The 5,923-nt window shown below is 70.9% G+C and carries 3 protein-coding genes; 1 reads left to right on the forward strand and 2 read right to left on the reverse strand.

Going from position 1 to position 5,923, the window contains the following annotated elements:
- Positions 1-149: 149 nt before the first annotated feature.
- Both ACWGIU_RS27085 and mshD read right to left on the reverse strand, forming a co-directional pair.
- Complete coding sequence (locus ACWGIU_RS27085) at positions 150-2,417, reverse strand: RNA degradosome polyphosphate kinase (protein WP_453709997.1); 2,268 nt, start codon at positions 2,415-2,417, stop codon at positions 150-152.
- A 544-nt stretch (positions 2,418-2,961) separates the two neighbouring features.
- Positions 2,962-3,888: a mycothiol synthase gene (mshD, locus tag ACWGIU_RS27090; protein WP_453709999.1), complete on the reverse strand. Its 927-nt coding sequence runs from the start codon at positions 3,886-3,888 to the stop codon at positions 2,962-2,964.
- Positions 3,889-4,057: 169 nt separating this feature from the next.
- Here mshD and ACWGIU_RS27095 point away from each other — a divergent pair, with 169 nt between their 5' ends.
- Positions 4,058-5,875, forward strand: coding sequence for a bifunctional metallophosphatase/5'-nucleotidase (locus tag ACWGIU_RS27095; RefSeq protein WP_453710001.1), 1,818 nt, complete (start codon positions 4,058-4,060; stop codon positions 5,873-5,875).
- Positions 5,876-5,923: the final 48 nt, after the last annotated feature.

Below are 5,923 nucleotides of genomic sequence, written 5' to 3' on the forward strand. Positions count from 1 at the left end.
CCCGCAGGCTGCGCGCCGCGTCGCTTCCTCCGGCGGCCCCGCTCGCTGTGCCTTCATCGTGCAGGCGCAGCCCACGCAGGAAAGCGGTGGCCTGGGCACGCAGGTAGGTGCCGAGCACGGCACCCGCGTCCGCCGTGGCCGTAATCGGGTCATGGTTTGGCTGAGCCACGCCGGCGCCTCCGGGCGTCTATGAGCGTCTCCTGTACGTGCCGCAGCGGCTGGCCGTCCGCGTCCGTGCTGTGCCGGGTCCACTCGCCGTCCGGGCCGAGGTGCCAGGAGGAGGTGGTGTCGGACATCCCGGTTTCCAGCATCCGGTCCAGTGCCGCGCGGTGGGCCGGGTCGGCGACCCTGACCAGTGCCTCGATGCGGCGGTCGAGGTTGCGGTGCATCATGTCGGCGCTGCCGATCCACACCTCGGGTTCGCCGCCGTTGCCGAAGGCGAAGACCCGGGAGTGTTCCAGGAAGCGGCCGAGGACCGAGCGGACCCGGATGTTCTCCGAGAGCCCGGGGACCCCGGGGCGCACCGCGCAGATACCGCGCACCCAGATGTCGACGGGCACGCCCGCCTGGGCGGCCCGGTAGAGCGAGTCGATGAGGGCCTCGTCGACGATCGAGTTCATCTTGAGCCGGACGTAGGCGGGGCGGCCGGCCTTGTGGTGGGCGGCCTCCTTGTCGATCCGCGCTATCAGTCCGTCCCGCAGGGAGCGGGGCGCCACCATCAGCCGGCGGTAGGTCTCGCGGCGCGAGTAGCCGGACAGCCGGTTGAAGAGGTCGGAGAGGTCCGCGCCGACCTGCGGGTCGGCGGTGAGCAGGCCGAGGTCCTCGTAGAGCCGGGCGGTCTTGGGGTGGTAGTTGCCGGTGCCCACGTGCGAGTAGCGGCGGAGGGTGTCGCCCTCCTGGCGGACGACGAGCGACAGCTTGCAGTGGGTCTTGAGGCCGACGAGCCCGTAGACGACGTGGCAGCCGGACTCCTCCAGCTTGCGCGCCCACTTGATGTTGGCCTGCTCGTCGAAGCGGGCCTTGATCTCGACGAGTACGAGGACCTGCTTGCCGGAGTCGGCGGCGTCGATCAGGGCGTCCACGATCGGTGAGTCGCCGGAGGTGCGGTAGAGCGTCTGCTTGATGGCGAGGACGTCCGGGTCGGCGGCGGCCTGCTCCAGGAAGGCCTGCACCGAGGTGGAGAAGGAGTCGTACGGGTGGTGCAGCAGGACGTCCCGCTCGCGCAGGGCGGCGAAGATGTCGGGCGCGGACGCGGACTCGACCTCGGCGAGGTCACGGTGGGTGCCGGCGACGAACTTCGGGTACTTGAGCTCCGGGATGTCCAGCGAGGCGATGCCGAAGAGTGCGGTCAGGTCCAGCGGGCCGGGCAGCGGGTAGACCTCGGAAGCGTTGACCTTCAGCTCTTGGACGAGCAGGTCCAGCACGCCCGGGTCGATGGACTCCTCGACCTCCAGGCGCACGGGCGGGCCGAAGCGGCGCCGCATGAGCTCCTTCTCCAAGGCCTGGAGCAGGTTCTCGGCGTCGTCCTCCTCGACCTCCAGGTCCTCGTTGCGGGTCACCCGGAACATGTGGTGCGCGAGCACCTCCATGCCGGGGAACAGCTCCTCCAGGTGCGCGGCGATGACGTCCTCCAGCGGGACGTAGCGCTGCGGGGAGGCTTCCAGGAAGCGGGACAGGAGGGGCGGGACCTTGACCCGGGCGAAGTGGCGGTGGCCGCTGACGGGGTTGCGTACGACCACGGCCAGGTTCAGGGAGAGGCCGGAGATGTACGGGAACGGGTGCGCGGGGTCGACGGCCAGGGGGGTGAGCACCGGGAAGATCTGGTTGCGGAACAGGGTGAAGAGGCGGGCCTGCTCCTTCTCCGTGAGATCGGGCCAGCGGATCAGGTGGACGCCCTCCTCGGCGAGTGCCGGGGAGATGTCCTGCTGGAAGCAGGCGGCGTGGCGGGCCATGAGCTCGCGCGAGCGGGTCCAGATGAGGTCCAGCACCTCGCGGGGCTGCAGGCCGGAGGCCGAACGGGTGGCGACCCCCGTCGCGATGCGCCGCTTGAGGCCGGCCACGCGCACCATGAAGAACTCGTCGAGGTTGCTCGCGAAGATCGCCAGGAAGTTGGCGCGCTCCAGCAGGGGCGTCGTCGGGTCCTCGGCGAGCTCCAGGACCCGCTCGTTGAAGGCCAGCCAGCTGCGCTCCCGGTCGAGGAAGCGTCCCGGGGGGAGCTCGTCGTCACCGTCCTTGTCCTCGTAGGCGTCCAGATCCGCGTCGAGATCGGGCTCCAGGTCCACGTGCGGGCGGTGCGCGGAGATGGACCCCAGGCGGGCGTGGGCTCCGGTGACGGCCCGGCCGGGGGCTGCGCCGGGGGTGTGAGACGGGTGCTGGGCGGGGACCTCGGTGGGGCCTGCGCTGGGCTGGTGGCTCATGACTCCATTCTTCCGCGTGCGCGGGAGGACAGGCACGTCGGAAGAGTCGGCCGTCAGTCGGAGTCGGGGCTGCATGGGGGGAGAGTCGCAAGCGCGTCTGAATGCCTGGTGAATGGCGTGTGGCTTCCCGGGTCCGGATGGCGCACGAGTCGCCTCCCGGCGGGGGTGGTGGGGGCGGTGTGCACCGGGCGTGCGCGGGTGCGGGGCCCTGCGGGGGGCTCTGCACCGGCCCCCGCGGGGCTCCGCCCGGGTCCCGCGCCTCAAGCGCCGGTGGGGCTGGAGAGCCGGGCTCCGCCCCGGGTGCCTCAAGCGCCGGCGGGCTACAAGATCAGGGCTGCGCCCGGGCCTCGCGCCTCAAGCGCCGGCGGGGCTGGAAGATCAGGGCTCCGCCCGGGTGCCGCGCCCCGAACGTCGGCGGGGTTGGGAGGGCGGGGCTTCGCCCGGGTCCCGGGCTTCGAGCTCCGGCAGAGCTGGAAGACTCCGCCCTGAGCTTCGCGGCTCGAACGCCGACGGGGCCGGAGGTGCAAGGCGGGGTCGGCAGGGGTCAGCTTTCTGTCCGGTACATCAGGTCCACCTCGTGGGTGGTGAAGCCGAGCCCCTCGTACACGGCCAGGGCCGCCGGGTTGTCGGCGTCCACGTAGAGCATGGCCGTGGGCAGGCCCTGGGCCGCCAAGTGGCGCAGGCCGATCGCGGTGAGGGCCTTGCCGAGGCCGCCGCCTTGGGCGCCCGGGCGGATGCCGACCACGTAGACCTCGCCCAGCTGCTCGGCCGCGTGGACCTTAGTCCAGTGGAAGCCGACGAGCTCGCCGTCGCGCTCCGCGAGGAAGAAGCCCTTGGGGTCGAACCACGGCTGCGCGATCCGGTCGTCCAGGTCGCGCTGGGTCAGCGAGCCCTGCTCGGGGTGATGGGCGAAGGCGGCCGCGTTCGCTGTGAGCCAGGCCGCGTCGTCGGCGCCGGGCACGAAGGTCCGTACGGTCACGCCGGGCGGGAGCACCGGCTCCGGCAGCGGGTCCCCGTCGGCCAGCGGCCGGCGCAGCTGGCGCAGCTCGCGGAAGAGGGTCAGGCCGAGCACCTGCGCGAGGTGCCGGGCGGCCGACTTGCCGCCGTGCGCCCACACCCGCAGCCGCTTGCCGGAGGCGGCCAGCAGGGCCGTGCCCATGGCCCGCCCGTGCCCGCGCCCGCGCAGGGCCGGGTGGACGACGAGTTCGGCGGCCGGGGCCTCCACTGGGTCGGTGTCCTCCAGTTGCCCGTAGGCGGAGAGCCGGCCGCCCTCGGTGAGCAGGAAGTGCCGGATCCCCGGGCGCGGCCCGCCGCGCAGCTGGAGCCGGCCCTGTTCGGACACGGCGGTGGTGCCGTCCGTACGTGCCGCGTCCTCGATCAGGTCGAGCACGGCGATCGCCTGTTCCTCCGTCAGCTCGTCGAGGGTCTGAATCTGCCGTCCCGGCTCCAGGGCCGCTGCTGCGTCAGTCATGACACGAGCCTACGACCGCCGCGGGGAGGGGTGGAGTGCGGGCGCGTGGTCGGTGCTTCTTCTGCGCGTAACCAACGCGATACCGCTACCCCCTGGTAGAGCTACGCGCGTTGACCTTAGGCTTCGGCGGACCTCCCACGTCTTCACCGCTGTCACATAAGGGGACTAAATGTCAGCGACGCCACAACGGCACCGCCGAACCCGCCGGTTGACCCTCGCCGCTCTCGCCGCCACGGCCGGGGCGGGTGCGATGGTCGCGGCCGCACTTCCGGCCGGTGCCGCGAGTGGTGGCGGTGCGGCCAAGAGCCGGACCGTCGATGTACAGATGCTGTCGTTCAACGACTTCCACGGCACCCTGGAGCCCCCGCAGGGGTCCTCCGGCACCGTGACCGAGCGTCAGGCCGACGGCACCACCAAAGCCATACCCGCGGGCGGTGTCGAGTACCTCGCGACCAGCCTGCGCGAGGCCCGCAAGGGCCATGAGTACTCCGTCACGGCCGCGGCCGGTGACATGATCGGCGGCAGCCCGATGCTGTCCGGTCTCTTCCACGACGAGCCGAGCGTCGAGGCGCTGAACAAGATCGGTCTGGACGTCTCCAGCGTCGGCAACCACGAGTTCGACGAGGGCAAGACCGAGCTGCGCCGCATGGCTTACGGCGGGTGCCACCCGGTCGAGGGCTGCTTCGAGTACGGCAAGGACTTCACCGGCGCCGAATTCCAGTACCTCGCGGCCAACGTCACGGACGAGAAGACCAAGCGTCCGCTGATGTCGCCCACCTACATCTGGAAGAAGGGGGACGTGAAGATCGGGTTCATCGGCGTCACCCTGGAGGGCACCCCGGACGTCGTGACCGCCGAGGGCGTCAAGGGCCTCAGGTTCGGCGACGAAGTCGAGACGATCAACAAGTACGCCGCCGAGCTGAACAAGCAGGGCGTGAAGTCGATCGTCGCGCTGATCCACGAGGGCGGCCTGCCCGCCAACGGCGCGTACAACTACGACTGCAACGTTCCGGGCGCCGGCGCCGGCATCTCGGGCGCGATCGTGGACATCGCCAAGAACGTGGACGCCAAGGTCGACGCGCTGGTCACCGGTCACACGCACCAGGCCTACGCCTGCAACATCCCCGACCCGGCGGGCAACCCGCGTACGGTGACCTCGGCCGCCTCCATCGGCCGCCTGTTCACCGACACCACCCTCACCTACGACCGGCAGACCAAGGACATCGTCCGTACGCCGGTCACCTCGCCGAAGCCGGTGAACAAGGTCGTGGGCCGGGACCAGCCGAAGGCACCGGACATGACCGAGCTGATCGACCGCTGGAAGGCGCTGGCGGCCCCGATCGCCAACCGTCCGCAGGGCTTCATCTCGGCCGACATCCCCGGCCGCGGTTCCGAGGCACCCGAGAAGCCGCTCGGCGACCTGATCGCCGACGCGCAGCTCGAAGCGCTCTCCCCGGCGGACAAGGGCGGCGCGCAGCTGGCCGTCATGAACCCGGGCGGCATCCGCTCGGACCTCGCCTACAAGGCCTCGGGTGACGAGGGCGACGGCGTGGTGACGTACGGCGAGTCCTTCACGGTCCAGCCGTTCACCAACATGATGAACATCGTGGACCTGACCGGCGCGCAGTTGATCACGGCGCTCCAGCAGCAGGTCAGCGGACCGGTCAACGGGCCGAACCCGAAGATCCTGCAGGTGTCGAAGGGCTTCACGTACACCCTGGACATGACGAAGGCGGGCGTGGACCGCATCGTCGTGGACTCGGTGAAGCTGGACGGCGTGCCGCTCGACCCCGCCAAGACCTACCGGGTCGCGATGAACGAGTTCCTCGCGGGCGGCGGTGACGGCTTCACCGTCCTGAAGGAGCACAAGAACAAGCTCGTGGGCGCGTCCGACCTGGACTGCTTCAACACCTACCTGACGAAGAACTCCTCGGCGCAGGCTCCGATCGCCCCGCCGGCGGCGAACCGGATCACCGTCATCAAGTAGCACGCGAAGGAACACGCGCGTACAGCACGCCCGGAGGGGGCGGCGGGC

Source organism: Streptomyces sp. NPDC054840 (genome assembly GCF_053611065.1).

Bases quoted from the DNA above. Each gene is read 5' to 3' on its own strand.
- ACWGIU_RS27085 (WP_453709997.1), bottom strand. From the start codon at position 2,417: ATGAGCCACCAGCCCAGCGCAGGCCCCACCGAGGTCCCCGCCCAGCAC.
- mshD (WP_453709999.1), bottom strand. From the start codon at position 3,888: ATGACTGACGCAGCAGCGGCCCTGGAGCCGGGACGGCAGATTCAGACC.
- ACWGIU_RS27095 (WP_453710001.1), top strand. From the start codon at position 4,058: ATGTCAGCGACGCCACAACGGCACCGCCGAACCCGCCGGTTGACCCTC.